This window comes from Vibrio proteolyticus NBRC 13287, assembly GCF_000467125.1.
Taxonomy (GTDB): domain Bacteria; phylum Pseudomonadota; class Gammaproteobacteria; order Enterobacterales; family Vibrionaceae; genus Vibrio; species Vibrio proteolyticus.
In genome coordinates this window covers 20,730-37,741 of the sequence record NZ_BATJ01000019.1, presented here as the reverse complement: position 1 = coordinate 37,741, position 17,012 = coordinate 20,730, and the positions used below count along the sequence as shown (strand labels likewise).

The 17,012-nt window shown below is 52.6% G+C and carries 14 protein-coding genes; 5 read left to right on the top strand and 9 right to left on the bottom strand.

Annotated features, from left to right (window positions below; all coding sequences use genetic code 11):
* Positions 1–66: 66 nt before the first annotated feature.
* Both malQ and glgB read left to right on the top strand, forming a co-directional pair.
* Positions 67–2,247 carry a 4-alpha-glucanotransferase gene (malQ, locus tag VPR01S_RS17580; protein WP_021706719.1) on the top strand — a complete coding sequence of 727 codons (2,181 nt, stop codon included), beginning with the start codon at positions 67–69 and terminating at the stop codon, positions 2,245–2,247.
* A gap of 232 nt (positions 2,248–2,479) precedes the next feature.
* Complete coding sequence (gene glgB, locus VPR01S_RS17575) at positions 2,480–4,666, top strand: 1,4-alpha-glucan branching protein GlgB (protein ID WP_021706718.1); 2,187 nt, start codon at positions 2,480–2,482, stop codon at positions 4,664–4,666.
* A 79-nt stretch (positions 4,667–4,745) separates the two neighbouring features.
* On the opposite strand, the gene VPR01S_RS17570 is transcribed toward glgB, so the two are convergent.
* The 6 genes from VPR01S_RS17570 to ltnD are packed head-to-tail and all read right to left on the bottom strand — an operon-like array spanning position 4,746 to position 10,805.
* Entirely contained in the window at positions 4,746–6,236 is a 1,491-nt protein-coding gene (locus tag VPR01S_RS17570) for a GntP family permease (protein WP_021706717.1), read from the bottom strand.
* Positions 6,236–7,204, bottom strand: a complete 969-nt coding sequence (gene denD / locus VPR01S_RS17565) for a D-erythronate dehydrogenase (RefSeq protein WP_021706716.1) — start codon at positions 7,202–7,204, stop codon at positions 6,236–6,238. Before denD ends, VPR01S_RS17570 begins: the two co-directional genes overlap by 1 nt.
* 39 nt (positions 7,205–7,243) lie before the next feature.
* Complete coding sequence (gene otnI / locus VPR01S_RS17560) at positions 7,244–8,020, bottom strand: 2-oxo-tetronate isomerase (protein ID WP_021706715.1); 777 nt, start codon at positions 8,018–8,020, stop codon at positions 7,244–7,246.
* Entirely contained in the window at positions 8,020–8,652 is a 633-nt protein-coding gene (otnC, locus tag VPR01S_RS17555) for a 3-oxo-tetronate 4-phosphate decarboxylase (protein WP_040903046.1), read from the bottom strand. Before otnC ends, otnI begins: the two co-directional genes overlap by 1 nt.
* A complete protein-coding gene (otnK, locus tag VPR01S_RS17550) occupies positions 8,645–9,904 on the bottom strand; it encodes a 3-oxo-tetronate kinase (protein ID WP_021706713.1) in 1,260 nt (419 codons plus the stop codon). The genes otnC and otnK overlap by 8 nt, the downstream gene beginning before the upstream one ends.
* A 4-nt stretch (positions 9,905–9,908) precedes the next feature.
* Entirely contained in the window at positions 9,909–10,805 is an 897-nt protein-coding gene (gene ltnD, locus VPR01S_RS17545) for an L-threonate dehydrogenase (protein WP_021706712.1), read from the bottom strand.
* A 273-nt stretch (positions 10,806–11,078) separates the two neighbouring features.
* On the opposite strand from ltnD, the gene VPR01S_RS17540 reads away from it, so the two are divergent.
* Positions 11,079–11,837, top strand: coding sequence for a DeoR/GlpR family DNA-binding transcription regulator (locus tag VPR01S_RS17540; protein ID WP_021706711.1), 759 nt, complete (start codon positions 11,079–11,081; stop codon positions 11,835–11,837).
* 16 nt (positions 11,838–11,853) lie between these two features.
* Here the strand turns inward: VPR01S_RS17540 and VPR01S_RS17535 are convergent, their stop codons facing one another.
* From VPR01S_RS17535 to VPR01S_RS17525, 3 genes are all read right to left on the bottom strand, one after another.
* A complete protein-coding gene (locus tag VPR01S_RS17535; protein ID WP_021706710.1) occupies positions 11,854–12,192 on the bottom strand; it encodes a hypothetical protein in 339 nt (112 codons plus the stop codon).
* Complete coding sequence (locus tag VPR01S_RS17530) at positions 12,192–12,383, bottom strand: hypothetical protein (RefSeq protein WP_021706709.1); 192 nt, start codon at positions 12,381–12,383, stop codon at positions 12,192–12,194. The genes VPR01S_RS17535 and VPR01S_RS17530 overlap by 1 nt, the downstream gene beginning before the upstream one ends.
* A 703-nt stretch (positions 12,384–13,086) precedes the next feature.
* Positions 13,087–14,298: an MFS transporter gene (locus VPR01S_RS17525; RefSeq protein ID WP_021706708.1), complete on the bottom strand. Its 1,212-nt coding sequence runs from the start codon at positions 14,296–14,298 to the stop codon at positions 13,087–13,089.
* Positions 14,299–14,507: 209 nt separating this feature from the next.
* On the opposite strand from VPR01S_RS17525, the gene mtgA reads away from it, so the two are divergent.
* Together mtgA and VPR01S_RS17515 are read left to right on the top strand one after the other, a co-directional pair.
* A complete protein-coding gene (gene mtgA / locus VPR01S_RS17520) occupies positions 14,508–15,185 on the top strand; it encodes a monofunctional biosynthetic peptidoglycan transglycosylase (protein ID WP_021706707.1) in 678 nt (225 codons plus the stop codon).
* 119 nt (positions 15,186–15,304) lie between these two features.
* A complete protein-coding gene (locus VPR01S_RS17515) occupies positions 15,305–17,005 on the top strand; it encodes an ABC transporter substrate-binding protein (RefSeq protein ID WP_021706706.1) in 1,701 nt (566 codons plus the stop codon).
* The last annotated feature ends 7 nt before the right edge of the window (positions 17,006–17,012 follow it).

The window sequence follows — 17,012 nt, the reverse complement described above, 5'->3', positions numbered from 1 at the left end:
GATACAACTGATCACAGATCATAACACCCTACATTTGAAGGTTATTGCAGTCCTTCGGAGAGAGCGATGAAAGAACATAATGCATTAAAACAAGTCGCTGAAATGGCGAGACTGGCCGACAGCTACGTGAGTGCGTGGGGAGACGAAGCGAAGGTTGAGGATGAAACTCTCCTTCGCTTGCTTGCGTCTTTGGGCTACGACACCACCAGCGACGATGCCCTGCTGAAATCTGCGGAGAAAAAACACCGCAAAGACGTGCTGGACCCGGTGCTGGTCCTGCGTGATGGTGAAGCGGTGGAAGTACCGCTGTACTTGGGCGTGAGTGCTCGTGAAAGCGAGTTCAGCTGGCGTCTGGAAACCGAGCAGGGAGAGGTACTTGAAGGCTATCTTCAGTCACAAATCGTTCGCGATGAACGCAATGAGGGTGGCCCTTTAGTGTTTGCATTGCCGGGGGATCTGGCGTGGGGCTACCACAAGCTGTTTATTTCCCGTAAGCGTCGTAAATCACCGTATGAAATGACGTTGATCATTGCTCCTCAAGCCTGCTACAAGCAGTCGCCGATGCTCACCGGCAAAAAAATGTGGGGACCGAGTGTGCAGCTGTACACCCTGCGTACTCAGCACAACTGGGGGATTGGCGATTTTGGCGACCTGAAACAGTTGGTGTCTGATATCGCATCACGCGGCGGTGACTTTGTCGGCCTCAACCCGATTCACTCCCTGTTTCCGGCGAATCCGGAAGGCGCGAGCCCGTACAGCCCGTCGTCACGTCGCTGGCTGAACATTCTGTACATTGATGTCAGCTCGGTGGCGGAGTTTGCGCTCAGTGCTGAAGCACAGCAGAAAGTCGGCAGTGCCGACTTCCAACAGCGTCTGCAAAAAGCCCGCGATTCACACTGGGTCAACTACACCGAAGTGGCGGCGCTGAAAATGAGTGTGCTGCCGATGTTGTTCGCCGAATTTAAAAAGCGTCATCTGGAGAAAAACAGCGATCGGGCCCGCGCGTTCCTGGCGTTTGTGGAAGAGGGCGGTGACAGCCTGCTGCATCAGGCGGCGTTTGATGCGCTGCATGCTGATTTGCATGCCCAGGACATGAGCGTCTGGGGCTGGCCGGTGTTTCCGGAAAAATACCGTCGTTTTGATAACGTTGCGGTGCAGAAGTACATTGAAGAACATCAGGATCAGGTGCATCTGTATATGTACCTGCAGTGGGTGGCGGACACACAGATCAACGAAGCGCAGCTGCTGGCAGAAGAAAAGGGGATGTCGGTTGGTTTGTATCGCGATCTGGCGGTGGGTGTGGCCGATTCCGGTGCTGAAACCTGGGCCGATGACGGTAATCTGATCCTTGACGCCAGCATCGGCGCGCCGCCGGATGTTCTGGGTCCTCTGGGTCAGAACTGGGGGTTGCCACCACTCAACCCGCAGGTGCTGCAGGCGACCGGTTACGATGCGTACATCAAGTTGCTGCGTGCCAATATGAAACATTGTGGTGCGTTGCGCATCGACCACGTGCTGGGTTTGCTGCGTTTGTGGTGGATTCCAAAAGGTGAAAACGCCACCAAAGGTGCGTACATCTACTACCCGGTCGAAGACATGTTGGCGATTCTGGCACTGGAATCTCACCGCCACCAGTGCAGCGTGATCGGTGAAGATTTAGGTACGGTGCCGGATGAAATCGTGGACATTCTGCGTGACGCCGGAGTGCATTCGTACAAAGTGTTTTTCTTTGAAACTTCCAAAGAAGACGGCGGTTATATTTCTCCGAAGCACTATCCGGTGCAGTCGATGTCGGCACTGTGTACCCACGATATGCCGACTCTGCGTGGTTTCTGGCACTGTGACGATCTGAAAATGGGTCAGGAGCTGGGATTGTACCCAGATGAAGAGCAGCTCAAAGGTCTATTTGATGACCGCCTCAAGAGTAAGCAGGGGATCCTGGACTCGGTGGCGGGGCACGACAATTTGCCATCCGGTATTGGCCGCGATGCGCAGTTCGTGCCGATGGATAACTACCTGGCGGAAGCGCTGCAATTGCACGTGGCATCTGGCGCATCAACATTGCTCAGCGTTCAGTTGGAAGACTGGCTTGAAATGGACAAGCCAGTCAACATTCCAGGAACGGTGAACGAGTATCCGAACTGGCGTCGCAAACTGTCGATGAATCTCGACGAAGTGTTCGCCAAGCCGGAAGTCAATCGAATCGCTCAGCGTTTGACCGACGTGCGCACCAGCGCGTCTAAGTAACCCCCAACTGGCAGGGAGGCGCTGCTTGGCAAATCCCTGTTGGTTTCCGCCAGATGGGCAATTTCCTCTGGTGACAGGCGGTGAGATGGAAAAATATCGGCTGTGTCACTCAATGCGTGCACTGACTTCGATAAGATAGACAAACGCTAGATAAGCCCGCTAAATAGCGGGCTTTTTATCAAATGGAAGAGATAAACACCTCCGCAGGACAGCCAGGTTAGGGAGAAAGAATTTGAAGAAAAGCAACAGCATTGATAACAAAAAAACACACGCCTATAACCAGCTTTCTCAAGCGGCCTTTGCTGACCCGTTTGGTTTTCTAGGGCCGTATCTGACGGTTGAGCAGGGCGCTTTGCGCGTGTGGATGCCGGGGGCTGATCGCGTGTCTCTGGTGATTGAGGGCGAAGACAGAATTGAGCTAACCCGCGAAGATGCCTCCGGATTCGTTTTGAAACCCGCACGTGATCTGAGATTCACACACTATCAACTGGCGGTTGACTGGGCCGGGACGGAACAACTGCTGGATGACCCGTATCAGTACCATGAATTGTACGCTGAATATGATGATCTGCACACACCGAAACACATGTATCATCACATGGGCGCGCAGTTCGTTACGTTAGAGCGCGGTGGTCAGCCGATCGACGGTATCCGCTTTCTGGTCTACGCGCCGCACGCGTCGGCGTGCAGTCTGATCGGCAGCTTCAACAATTGGGATGGTCGTCGTACCCCGATGCAGCGCCTGGACTACGGTGTGTGGGGGATATTCATTCCGGGTCTGGAAGAGGGAGCTCAGTACAAGTTCGAACTCAAGGGGCCTGACGGAAAAGGCCTGCCGCATAAAGCGGATCCATGGGGCTTTCAGGCTGAGCAGTATCCGTCGTTTGCTTCGGTGACCTACAACCACCAACGTTATCAATGGCATGATGCCAATTGGCAATCCCGCCCAATCAGCGAAAAACGCAAACAGGCGTTGTCGTTTTATGAGCTGCATGCCGGTTCGTGGAAACGGGATGACAACGGCGATTTTCTCAACTATCGCCAATTAGCTGACCAACTGATCCCATATCTGGTTGATCTGGGTTACACCCATGTTGAGCTGATGCCGGTTTCTGAGCACCCGTTTTACGGCTCCTGGGGCTATCAACCGGTCGGACTGTTTGCCCCCACCAGCCGTTACGGTTCACCAGATGATTTCAAATATTTTGTCGATCAGTGCCACCAGGCAGGCCTTGGGGTGGTACTCGACTGGGTTCCGGCGCATTTTCCATCAGACGATCACGGTCTGGCGGACTTTGATGGCACACCGTTATTCCACGACCCGGATCCGCGCCGTGGCTGGCATCAGGACTGGAATTCCTATATTTATGACATGGGGCGCGAGCACGTCCGTCGCTTCTTAGTGGCCAATGCGTTGTACTGGTTTGAACAATTCCACATCGATGGTATTCGAGTTGATGCCGTGGCTTCCATGCTGTATCTCGACTATTCCCGTAGCCATGATCAATGGGTGCCGAACGTCGATGGCGGTAATGAAAACTACGATGCAATAGCGACATTGAAATGGATGAACGAGGAAGTGTACAAATACTTCCCGAACGCCATGACCATTGCAGAAGAGTCGACGGCGTTTCCTGGCGTGTCTGCCCCAACCTTTGCTGGTGGCTTAGGTTTTGGCTTCAAGTGGAACATGGGTTGGATGCATGACAGTCTGGCGTACATCAAAGAAGACCCAATCCATCGTAAATATCATCACGATACCATCACGTTCCCGCTGGTGTACGCGCATAGTGAAAATTACGTTTTGTCGTTGTCACACGATGAAGTAGTGTACGGCAAAGGCTCGATTCACAACAAGATGCCGGGTGACGAATGGCAGCAGACCGCCAACTTGCGTGCTTACTATGGTTATATGTATGGTCAGCCGGGCAAAAAACTCAACTTCATGGGCGCTGAAATAGGTCAGACAGGTGAGTGGAACCACGATGATCAGTTACAGTGGTTTCTGCTGCAATTTGAGCGCCATCAGGGCGTTCAGGCTCTGATTCGTGACTTGAACCATATGTATCGTCAACAACCTGCGCTGTTTGAGCTCGACAGTGAGCCTCGTGGGTTTGAGTGGCGATTGCAAGATGAAGCGAAAATGAGCATTCTGGCTCATGAGCGTATCAGCGAGCACGGCGAGCGGATTCTGGTGGTGACCAACTTCACCCCGGTACCTCATGACGTATTCCATCTGGGTATGCCGGTGGCGGGGGAGTATCACCTGCTGCTCAACACCGATGATGCTAAATACCATGGCAGCTGCTATGCGGTGTCGCAACAATTACGTACCGAGGCGGTTGAAAGTCAGGGTCTGTCGCATTCATTACCACTGAGCCTTCCACCATTGGCGACGCTGTTCTACAAACTGCAATAAGCTGAACTAACAAAGAAAAAGCCCGATTTATACTGTAAATCGGGCTTTTTATTCGTTGGTGAAACTAGACTACGATGGTTTACGCGGCGCTGTGTTGCATCGATTTACTTTGTGACTTTACGAAATAGACACAGCCAGCCAGCACCAACAGAGGGAGCACTGGGTCGAACCAACTACCGTGCGTACCGAACAACAGGTTAAGGACCATCACCAGCGTGCCACCGATGGCCCAGGCTATCGTGGTGGGCACGGTCCAGATGACCAGTTGCTTGCGCACTTCCGTTACGCCCATCAAGCGGTTGACTATGTGGAACAGGCTGTCGTTGAAATAGCCGGCAAACAGGCTGCCCATCGTGGCGGCAGAGGCTGCAAACAGCATGTTGATGCCTTGCATTTCGGCCAGAACCGGGGCGGAAATGGAGGCGGCGGTGATCATCGACACCGTGCCGCTGCCCTGAATCACCCGTACCAGTGTGGCGATAATAAACGGGATCATAATGGGTGAAATCGACAAGGCCGCAATCTGGTTGGCGATTTCGGCGCCAGCGCCGGATTCACGCAACACACTGCCGAGTGCGCCACCGGCTCCGGTAACCAACAGGATGATGCCTGAGGTAGAAATCCCTTCTTCCAGTTTGTGGGTGGTGGTGGCTTTATCCAGGTACGGAGTCAAGGTGTAGACGGCCAGCAACGTGCTGATAGACAGCGCGATCACCGGGTGACCGAGGAAGCTGATCGTTGCGCCAGCGGTGCTGTCCGACAGGCCCACTATGCCCAGCTGTTTTTCTGCCAGCGACATCAGAGAGTTAATCAGGATCAGTATAATCGGTACCACAATCGGCATGATCGACTTGGTCAGCGACGGCAGATTTTTCGAGGCTTTTGATGCCATGTAGTCGTCATGCACTTTTTGTAAATCGTCTGACTCCTGTGCCAGCGGCGGCGGTGTCATGTACTCCGGAAAGTGATTTTCCAGCCAGCGAGCGTACATCACTACGCCGTAGATGCACGGCAAGGCAATCAACAGACCTAACCCAAGCATTGAGGCAATATCGACACCGAAGATACTGGCAACACCAAGAGGCCCAGGTGTTGGCGGAATACAGTGGTGCGCGACCACCAAACCACCGGCCAGTGCCACGGTCAGCGTCAGAATTGAACGCTGAGATGTTTTCGCCAGCGACTTGGCAATGGGGTAGAGAATGATGAGTGCGCTGTCGACAAACACCGGAATACTGACAATATAACCGGTGATCGCCAATGCCATCTCTTCCCGCTTTTTGCCGAGCCATTTAATAAAGTGGTAAGCGATAGACTCGCCAGCGCCGGAGGTCTCCAGAATCGCGCCCATCATTACCCCGAGCCCGATCACAATACCGATGCCGCCGAGCGTGCCGCCAAAACCTTTGCTGATGGCGGCCATGGTTTCATCGACACTCAGACCGCCGATCAAACCAGCAATACAGGCAGCACCCAGCATGGCAATCAGAACGTGAACACGCGTACGAAGCACCAGGTAGATCAACACAAACACGGCGATAATCAAACCAATAACGGAAATAGGTAACATCACACGGCCTCCTGTTCTGCGATTGGGTACTGGCTCAGGTAGCTCGCCAGAATTGTCGGGAAGTCGCGGTCAGCTTGAAAACCCAGCGCCCGTTCTTTGTCGTTGTCGAAGGCTTGAGGCCAACTGGCCACAATTCGTTCGATTACTGGGTCGGTTTCGTTACTGACCAGGGCCAACCGCTGCGGGCCGGCCACATCTGCCAGTGCCGCCAGCATTGTCGCTGGTGTGACCTGAATGCCGGGTAAATTGAAGGTGCGGAAACCCGTGATATGTTCGGCTGATAGCTGACTGGCGTGAATAATATTGTCGATCACCGTGCCGGGACTGGAAATCCATAATGGCAGATCCTGTCTGACCGGGCAGTTGGCGCCTTCGCCTTTCATTGGCTCACGAATGATGCCACTCACAAACGACGAGGCGGCCTTGTTGGGTGTGCCCGGACGGATGCAAATCGTGGGCAGGCGTACGGTGATGGCATCGACCAGACCGCGACGCCCATAATCATTCACCAGCAGCTCGCACATGGCTTTTTGAGTGCCGTAGGATGAACTCGGCTGAGTAGCCGTCATTGGTTCAATCACGGCAGGCAGTTGTCCGCCGAACACTGCCAGTGAACTGGAAAAGACAAAGCGGATGGCCGGGTTAACCTGGCGGCACTTTTCCAGTAACAGTTGGGTAGCGGTGAGATTGACTTTAACGCCCAGATCGAAATCTTCTTCTGCGTGGCTTGAGACGATCGCCGCGAGGTGAAAGACATGGGTTGTCTCGGTATCAATGAGTCCTTCAACGTCAGCCGGATTGGTGATGTCTGCCACCACAGACACAATGCGGCGGTCGGTTTGTGCGGATTCTGCCAGCACCACCCGGTCGACGACCTTCAATGATGTAATGTCGGGAAAACGACGGAGTAAGGTTTGGGTCAGCATGGCGCCCAGAAATCCGGCGCCACCGGTAATAACGATGTTCATAGGGTTGTCCTTGTCGTAATTGCTAGTGTGTACTTCCTGTTATAGGTATGGGGTTAACCAGCCCAGGCCTTCTTGTGTGCCTGATTTCGGGTTGTATTCGCAGCCTATCCAGCCGTGATAGCCAGCGCTGTCCAGCGCGGCAAAAATGTGCGGATAGTTGATTTCTCCTTCTGAGGGCTCGTGACGCAATGGAACTGAAGCAATTTGCACGTGGCCGATTACGGGTGCCAGATCGGCGATCATGCGCGTCAGGTCGCCATCCATAATTTGTGCGTGATAGACATCAAACTGCAGCTTGACGTTGGGGTGTGCAATACGCTCAATCAACTGAGCAGCATCGCGTTGATGCGCGATCAAATAATGGGGAACATCCCGGCTGTTGAGCGGCTCGATCAGCAGAGTGATATCGTGCTCGGCGAATTTATCCGCTGCGTAGCGGATGTTACTGACAAACGTTTCCAGGTGCTGGGCCCGGCTGTAGCGCGGATCAACAATGCCGGCCATGGCGTGTACTTTCGGGCAGCCCAGCGTTGTGGCGTAGTGCAGTGCGGTGTCGACACTGTGGCGAAACTCTTCTTCACGTCCTGGCAGTGCCGCGATACCGCGTTCGCCGTTGTCCCAGTCGCCTGGTGGCAGGTTAAACAGCGCTTGTTCGAGCTGGTGCGCTTTCAACTGATGTGCCAGCGCATCGGCCTCGTAAGCGTAAGGGAACAAAAATTCTACCGCTCTGAACCCGGCTTGCCGAGCCAGAGCAAAACGTTGCAAAAATGGCTGCTCGGTGAACAGCATGGTTAAATTGGCAGCAAAACGGGCCATTATTTCCCCCTTCCTTTCAGATCATCGACTTCCGCATCAGTCAGATAACGAATAGTCTGACCGCGAAGCATCAGTGCCAGTTTGGCGGTTTCTTCGAGCTCTTCCGCGTTGTCGACGGCATCACACAGATCGGTCCCGGTGATGACCGGACCATGGTTGGCGAGCAAGAACGCCCGGTAGTCGGCTGCCCGGTTGGCGAGCTCAGTGGCAATTTGAGGATCCCCTGGCCGCAGATAAGGGATCACCGGTAACTGTCCGATCCGCATCACATAGTAGGGTGTGAATGGACGGATCGCGTTGTTCGGGTCCAGCCCTTCCAGGCACGATAAAGCGGTCAGATACGTCGAGTGAAGATGCACGATCGCATTGCAAGCGGGCTGGTTGCGATAAATCGCCAGATGGAAGGCGATCTCTTTCGAAGGACGATCTCCCGAGAGATGCTGGCCATCAATATCCACCACGGACAGCGTGTCGGCGTTCAGGCGACCGAACGACGAGCCGGTTGGTGTGGTGAGAAATGTGCCGCCCGGCAGCTTCACAGAGAGATTGCCGGCACCGCCAGTGGCGTAGCCGCGCTCAAACATTGAGCGGGCCAGGCTGACCATCTGTTCTCTTAATTGTTGCTCAGTCATGGATAAACCCTTGTGCGCTAGTAAAGAAGTGTTCATCACCGAAGTTGCCGGACTTCAAGGCCAGTGACAGCGGCTGATCGATGGCTTTGACCCAAGGCACTCCGGGGGCGATTTGCGGTCCGATGTAAAAACCTCTGACGTTCAGGCTTTGAGTGACCACACCCGAGGTTTCCCCTCCGGCAACGATAAAGTTGCTCACGCCATGCTGTTGCAGGCGTTGTACCAGATGGTGGAAAAATTGCTCTACCGCCTGGCTGGACGCCTGGGCACCAAATTCAGCCTGAATCGCGTGCAGCGTGTGTGGCTGTGCAGTGGCGTAGACCATTGGCGCCAGTGGCTCGTTCAGATGGGAGATCACCCAGTCCAGTACCTGTTCGATATAGGCCGGCTCACACAAACACTGTTTCACGTCCAGTGCAAAGTGAGCGGCTTGAGATTGATAGGCGGCGACCTGGCGATTCGTCATGACGGAACAAGAGCCGGACAGAATGACAGTGCTGCCTGAACCGGGTTGTCCGGCTTGCATGGCCACAGATTGATCCGACAGCGCGTTCGCCCAGTTTTGCGCGATACCAGCCGCCAATCCGGATCCGCCAGTGATCAGCTTCAGCTCGCGGCATGCACGTCCGATCGACGCCAAATGTGCATCGTTGAGTGTGTCGACCACAGCGTAGCGGTAGCCTTGCTGTCTGAGTGCATCGAAACGTGCCGCGATGGTCTCAGCGCCCTGCTCAATCTGCAGATAGTTGACTAATCCGGCCCGGCCTTGTGCCTGCGCTTCCATCAGACGCATTAAATTGGCGTCTTTCATCGGCGTGACCGGGTGGTGGCGCATGCCGGACTCGTTGAGCAGCTCGCCCTGAACAAACAGGTGTCCCTGGTACACGCTGCGGCCGTTGACGGGCAGTGATGGGCAGATAATGGTGAACGGTTCCCCCAGCTCATTGAGCAGTGCATCGGTTACCGGGCCGATATTGCCCTGTGGCGTGCTGTCAAACGTGGAACAATATTTGAAGTAAAACTGCTGGCAGCCTTGCGCTTGCAGCCAGAGCAGCGCTTGGATCGAGAGCGACACGGCCTCGTTGACCGGACAGGAACGGCTCTTCAGGCTGATCACCACCGCATCGGCGGTTAGTGACATCTCTTCTTGAGGAACGCCGTTCAACTGAATGGTTTTCATGCCATTGGCGACCAGAAACCCAGCGATATCCGTCGCACCAGTGAAATCATCTGCGATGACACCTAATAACATGGGATTACTCCTTCGTTGGTAATGTGATGCCTGGAAAAATTTTAATCACGGCACTGTCGTCTTCTTTGCCATGACCTGCGTTACTGGCGGTGGTGAACATATTGAGTGCGGTACTCGCCAAAGGCAGTGGGAAATGGAGCGATTTGGCGGTGTCGGTCACCAGTCCCAGATCTTTCACGAAGATATCCACCATGGATTTGGGGGTATAATCACCGTCCACCACGTGTTTCATCCGGTTTTCGAACATCCATGAGTTACCCGCTGCGTGTGTGACGACGTCATACATTAAATCAAGTGGGATATTGGCTCGTGCGGCCATTGCCATAGCTTCTGCCCCAGCAGCTATGTGCACACCGGCCAGCAATTGGTGGATAATTTTGACGGTTGATCCCATGCCAATCTCTGTGCCCACGGTGTAAACCTGACTGGCGACGGCGGACAACACGGACTCCAGTTGCTCAAAGACGCTCGGAGCGCCAGCCGCCATGACGGTCAGTTCTCCGGCGGTGGCCTTGACGGCCCCACCTGAAATGGGCGCGTCTAACATCGGCAGTGAATAATCGGCCAGATCTGCCGCGATCGATCGGGCATCCTCTGCCGAGATAGTTGCGCACACCATGATCGGAGTCGACGGTTTGAGCGCTGCAGCCAGGCCCGATTCGAACAACACACTGCGAACCTGCTGGGCATTCACTACCAAAACGATAACGGCGTCCAGATCCTGAGCAAATGCGGTCGCACTGGTTGCTGTGGCGGTAGCGCCACTGGTTGCCAGCGTTTCCAGCGCTTGTGGGTTTACATCCACACCGTAGACGTCAAAACTGGCTCGGAGGCAGGACTGCGCGACACCCATTCCCATGGAGCCCAGCCCTATCACGGCGACCGATTGTACTTTGTGCATCGCACCATCCTCTTTTGTTATAATTTGTGAATTAATGTTCATGTTTGTGATTCTAGCTATTGATTGAAACATTACTGCCATGTTCATCACAAAAAATAACATTGACTAAATTATCACTTGTGAGGTTGTGTGAATAAAAGACTATAAGTTGGTCCTGAACAGCTAATAACAATGAGTTAGAGAGAATGTGTTTCTCAGGTTTAACAAATATTCACATCGATGTTCGATAACGTGTTATGCTTTTGCCAGTTTGATTGCCACAGAGTAAAAGAAATGATTCCTGCCGAACGTCAACGCGCCATTCTGGCGTTGCTGAGTAATCAGCAAGTGATCAGCATTAATGAACTGACGCAGCAACTGGATGTGTCACACATGACCATTCGCCGTGATATTGCGAAGCTGGAGGCCGATGGACGAGTTATGTCGGTTTCAGGAGGTGTGCAACTGACTGAGTCTATCCATATTGAGCTGCCGCACGACGACAAGATTGCCAAGCAGCGGGAGGAAAAAGCCAGAATCGGTCAGTGTGCTGCGGAGTTCATCCGACCACACACCACAATCTATTTGGACGCAGGTACGACTACGCTTGAGATTGCCCATCAACTGACGCAGCGGCATGATCTCACGGTGATTACCAATGATTTTGCAATTGCGGCTTACCTGATGGCCAATTCCGACTGTGCGCTGTACCACACCGGGGGAAAAATTGACCGTTTTAACCAGTCTTGTGTCGGCGACAAAGCCGCCAGCCTGCTCCGGGAGTTGAATATCGACCTGGCGTTTGTGTCCACCTCGTCGTGGAATTTGCGTGGAATTTCCACACCGAGTGAAGACAAGGTTTTAGTCAAAAGGGCGATTATTGCGGCGGCGCAGAGTAACTACCTGGTGAGTGACTCTTCCAAATATGGTCGGGTAGCGCCCTTTCATGCTGTGGACATAAGCTGTTTCGACAAAGTGATTACCGATCCACAGTTTCCCCAAAGCTGCATTCAGGATTTTGCTGAACGCGGCGTTGAGGTCGTGATTGCCTGAACGGCACTGCTGCCGGTTATTGGGCGGGTTGTTGATTGAGTTTATAAATGATGGTCTTCAATTGCGCGGATTCCATCAACGAAGCCTTCAGGCTGCTGAGTTGACGATCATGGTCGGCGAGATCACGGCTACTTTTAGACAGAAAGGTGGTGTAGTTTTTCTCTTCTTGTTTGCACATTAACAGCGACAGGTAATAAAGTTCATCGCCACTTAGCCCAAGGTGAGTGGATTCGTCCTGCTTTTTCAGGACACAGGATGAAAATGCGATATCCGGCGGTACGTCAACACTGTTTGCCACGGCCGTTTGTGCAGTTACCCCCAGTATCAAGCAAAGAAGCAGCGGAAAGGAGCGCATTACAGAAACCCTATTGCCAGGTTAATAATACCGGACCAGAATGCTGAGCCTGCAAAGCAGGCGAACATGTTGTGGTCCAAGCGAATTTGGCTGCGTTGTCCTTTAGATTCACGAAAAAACAGGTTGAGTGGAGTGAGTAAAACCAGTAGGGCAATATACCAGCCCCACGACCATTCGATGTATTCGTACATGCGTCTTTCCTTAAATAAAATATTACGATATGACAAATTAATTCATCATATTTTTAAATGGTTAATTTTTTGGTGTACTTATCTGACCATCGATAAGAGTCAATATAACAAGCAAACCTTAAATATTATTTATTATCAGTTAAGTGAATGTATGGGCTTCAATATTGCTCAGGGTTATTTGGAATTAAATTTTCCGTACACAACCAGAAACAATGGTCCGAGTAGCGCAATAATGCCTGAAAGAATCGCGAGTAAGGTTAGGTTCATCGTAATAAGTTCTCCCTTTGAACGTCTGTGTTGTGCGGTATGTGCTTGCTGATACAATGGACTGGTTATTGATATCGACGCGTTAAAATGTTGCTTTAAAAATGATGAAAATACGTCTTAAATTATTTTTATGTCTTGGGACGATAACTTAATCGATTTTTAAATCGTTTTGAAATCATGTGCCAATACCCATTTATTCATTCTTTAATGAGTCCGTTTCTTTGAGGTTAAAATAAGTGGTTTTAAGTGTTTGTAATCGGGGAGTATATATACAATCTTTATATCGGGTTTATTGTCGTGACGATAAAAATAATTATGACAATACGCAAAATGGATCCTGATAAGACGCAGAATCCGTGAAAAGGTGCGGTCAGTTAGGTCGGCAGACACCAAGCCAACCAGTGGAAAACCTGCCGTTTCGGCAGGTTTGGCTCTACTATTCGATGGAACGAACCCGGCTACAGGCCAGCCAGAGTGCTGTTAACACTTGCAGTGCGAAACAGAGCAGGAAGACGGGTTCGATACCAATCGCTGATACCAGATACCCTGATGCAACCAGGCCGAAAGGCATCATCAGCTTGAACAGCGAACCTGTGATACCGGCGATCCGACCGAGGTGCTGGGCATCAAAGGCTTCCTGGCGGTAGCTCCAGATGCAAATACTGCTCAACAGACCTATGGCTGACACCCAGGTAAACGCCAGTGTCAGTGTCCACGGACTGGTTACAATCAGTGGCACCATAAATCCAACCGACTCCAGCGCAATGGCGCCGATCAGCAATGGACCCAACCCCAGTTTGCGGCGAATTGTGTCGGCACTGAATGCGCCAAGCAAGCCACCGACACCGGATGCGGCCACCAGATAACTGACCTCAACGGCATTCATTGCCAATTCAGCTTTGGCATAATAAATGGCCTGAATCCAGAACACGGCACCTGTGGTATTGATCACCATCACGGCCAGTGTAATGGTCCACATATTCTGCTCCTGGCGCAGGATCTGCCAACCTTGGCGCAGCGCCGCCCATACGCCGGCATGATGCGGATTGAGCGTGCTGTGCCACTCCAGACGGTTGAGCTGCCAGTAGGAAATCAGCAGTAATCCGGCCACGGCCAGAAACACATTGTGGATCGCCGACAGCAACATCAGCGCCCCAGACAACACCGGACCAACGGTTTCCATAAAGCTACTGAGTGAACTCATTCGCGCGGTGGCCGTATTTTGCATGCTCTGAGGCAGGGCGCTTTTCATCATGGTTATACGCGCATTGTGGTAACCGTAGTTGAACGCCATCATCAGAAAAGCACAAGGGAACAGCACCCATAACGGCTGGCGGAGCCATTCTACCGCCAGATAGGAGCAACTCACGGTAACGACCTGCCCGAGTAACATCGCCTGAGACCAACGTTTTTTATCCACCCGATCAACCCAGACGCCGATGAACAACGCGAGAAGCAAGTTGGGGACAAATTCGACGGCGCGCATCCAGCCCATCATTTCGGAAGAGTGAGTCAGTTCATACACCAGCAAGGGAACGGCGAGGTTATAAATTTGGGCGCTGAAGGCGACAAACAGTGCGCTGGAAAATAGGATAAGAAACGGTCGGCTTTTCCATATCGAGCCCGGCTCTTGGGTTAGGGTGCTCATTTATAATTCCTTTTAACGGCCTGAAAAGTTTCATTATCGAAATTAAAAGACGAAGAAAAATAGAAGATATTCAACATATTTTCATCTTTTATGTTTGCCTTATCCTTGGCATGGATGAATAAAAAACCAACGATTCATTACACGGATTTGTCATTTCTTGCTTGCCGTACGCTAAACTGTGCCGGTTATCGGTGATATCTGGGCGAAGCATGGTAAAAAAACTCAAACGGCTGCTGATCAAAATATGTCTTTTCTTGTTATTGGCGCCTGTGGTGTTGATCGGCGTGTTCAAGTTCATCGATCCGCCCATTTGGGGCTGGAAGATCGCGCGTATGGTTGCGCCGCCAGCCAGTTATCCAAGCCGGACTGAGCATCAATGGGTGCCGCTGGACCGAATTGCCACTAGCATGTCGGTGGCCGTGATGGCATCAGAAGATCAGAAATTTCCCTATCATCATGGCGTGGATACTCAGGCACTGCTCGACGTGATCCTGTCGGCAGATGATCAAGGTCCGTCCCGCGGCGCCAGCACCATTACTCAGCAAACGGCAAAAAATGTGTTTCTTTTTCCGGCGCATTCATACCTGAGAAAAGCGTACGAGCTGTATTTTGCGCTGTGGATGGAAGTGATCTGGGGCAAACAGCGCATCATGGAGGTGTATCTTAACGTGATTGAGTTTGGACCTGGTATTTACGGTGTGCAGGCGGCGAGTGAACACTACTTCCATGTCCCAGCCAGCCGCTTGACCCGATCGCAGGCTGCCCAACTGGCGGTGGTGCTGCCAAACCCTTATCGAATCAAAGCCAGCCCGATGACACAGTACACCTACCAACGTTCCCGCTGGGTGATGCGTCAGATGAACAATCTAGGATCCCTCCAGTTGTAAGCCAAAAATGTGTTCGTGCTAACGCTCCTGCCACATCGCGCTGTTGTTGTACGCTGAAATCCCTATGATGCCATGAAACATGAAAACATGGCCTGAGAGCTCATAGGGATTTCATCTATATGCGATATTGGAAAGCGCTCGCTTTTTGCCGTGACCATTTTGAGATCAACCAGTGGCAGTCGGTGTCACTGGATACGCTCGCCACAGCGCTGTGTTGTACGCGGCGCAACGCCCAGTTGCTGGTGCGACGTTTAACACAAGAACAGACCTTAGACTGGCAACCCGGGGTTGGACGTGGCAACCTGCCTCGGGCGCGCCTGAAAAAGCCCATTGAGGATCGCCTGGTAACAAAGGCGAACCGATTGTTGGAAGAGGGTAAAGTGGAGAGTGCATTGCAGCTCATCCCAGAGACGCAGCGCGACGCCTTCATTGCCAGTTATGTAGCCCGTTATCAGAATCAGGCGCAGTCCACACATATTCTTCAGGTGCCGTTTTATCGCGCTACGCATTCGCTCGATCCGATAGCGATTAACCGCCGCACTGAGCACCATATTGCCAGCTACCTTTATGCCACGTTGCTTCGTTACGACCCGATTCGTGACCACTGGCACGGTGACCTGGCGCATTCCTGGTATCAAAGCGGTGACACTCTGGACGTCGTGTTGCGTAAAGGACTGCGCTTTCATGATGGCTCTGTGCTGAATGCGGCAGATGTGGTGGCGCATTTTGAGCGACTCATAGCTTCAGAGTCAGGGAACCGGGCTCTGTTTGATTGCATCGACCGGGTAGAGATACTGAGCCCAGATCGGCTGCGTTTTGTCAGCCAGCGTATGCCGGCTTTGTTGCCCAAACTGCTGGCCGATGGGGCCATGGGCATTACCAAACTGAGTCACGGTCAATTGTTGGGCTCCGGGCCGTTTGCTCTTGCAGAGCAGACCGAACGCCGGACCCTGTTACACCGTTTTGCTGATTATCATGGTTATCGTCCCTGGATTGATGGTATTGAAATCTGGAATGTCGGCGCTCACGCGAAAGATTTTGCCCTCAACAGCGATGTGGTGCATGGCGTTCATCTGCGTGGCAAGGCGCGGGCAGGCTATCAGATTTGCCAGCAATGGGAGCGGGGCTGTGAGTATCTGATGCTCAATCCGTCGCGCCACCCGTGGCTGAAAAAGCACGCCCATCGTCAGGCCTTACAGCACTTGGCCACTTGCCTGCAGCCGCCTCAACACTTACTTGATGAAGAGCTGGCGAAGGCGAAGGGAATGCTGTCACAACCGGAGACGCTCACTGCGCCCGAGCCATTAGATCTCGAGGCTTTGTTTGGCCCGTTAACGCGGCCTGCGGAGCCGCTGAAGATCCTGACCTATCAACTGGAAACCCATATCACGCTAGCCCGAATGCTGGCGTATGCTTTGCAGGCTCGGGGTATTCCTTGTGACTGGCAAGTGCTGAGTTTTCCGGATTTCAATTGTCGTCTGCGTCAGTCTCAGGCGGACATTCTGATCAGCGGTGAAGTGTTCGGTGACGATACAGAAATGTCCTGGCTTAGCTGGCTGATGTGCACCCATTCGTTGTCAGTGTGCTTGTCATCGCGTGAGCGCACCTGGCTGCAGACTCAGATTGAACGGGTGATGAACAGAGAAACGTTGGCCCAGCGTTTGCGTGGGTTTGCTCAAATTGAAAAAAAGCTTATCGATAAAGGCGTGTATCAGCCTTTGTATCACGTGCGGCAGGAGTTGAACGTGTCTGACAGGCTGACCACGACCGAACTGCTGGCCAATGGCTGGATCGACTTTAATCAGGTGGTCATGCAATAAAAAAGCC